The organism is Rhizobium sp. 18055 (assembly GCF_902706285.1).
In the GTDB taxonomy this organism is placed as follows: domain Bacteria; phylum Pseudomonadota; class Alphaproteobacteria; order Rhizobiales; family Rhizobiaceae; genus Rhizobium.
In genome coordinates this window covers 1-514 of record NZ_CACSKD010000162.1, presented here as the reverse complement: position 1 = coordinate 514, position 514 = coordinate 1, and the positions used below count along the sequence as shown (strand labels likewise).

Genomic DNA, 514 nt, shown 5'->3' with positions numbered 1-514 from the left:
GTTCCAGGCCCGGCGCTTCCTCCTGCGTGTGCGGCGCGCAGGCCATCGAATAGGCGCGGCGCGCGCCATCTTTCAGGATGAACTCGACGTACTGGCCCGCGTGGTAGCGGAACGTGTCGGCCGCGGGCAACTGCAGCCGCACCACCATCACGTCGTGCGATGCGCGCGTGAGCGTGGACACGCGCACGGGCATCTTCTTGACGGGGTAGGCGCTCTCGTCGGTCACCTGGCGCGATTCCAGCACCACGTCGGTGAGCGGCTGGGCGCAGCAGGTGAGCACGAAGCCCGCGTCGGCTTCCTCGGGGGTCAGTGCCTTCGACTGGTGCTCGCCGTGCACCACCGAGCCGCTCAGCTTGCGGCACTTGCAGGAGCCGCAGGCGCCGTCCTTGCAACCGTAGGGCAGGCCGACGCCGCTGCGGATCGCGGCGCCCAGCAGGGTCTCGCCGGCCAGCGCGGCATAGGCGCGGCCGCTCGGCTGCACGGTGATCTGGTGGGAAGCTGCGGCGGTCGCTGC

At 71.0% G+C, this 514-nt stretch carries 1 protein-coding gene; it reads right to left on the bottom strand.

The annotated features are described in order from the left end of the window. On the bottom strand, positions 1-514 hold a 514-nt coding region (locus GVL52_RS31815; RefSeq protein ID WP_200847966.1), incomplete at both ends, for a 2Fe-2S iron-sulfur cluster-binding protein.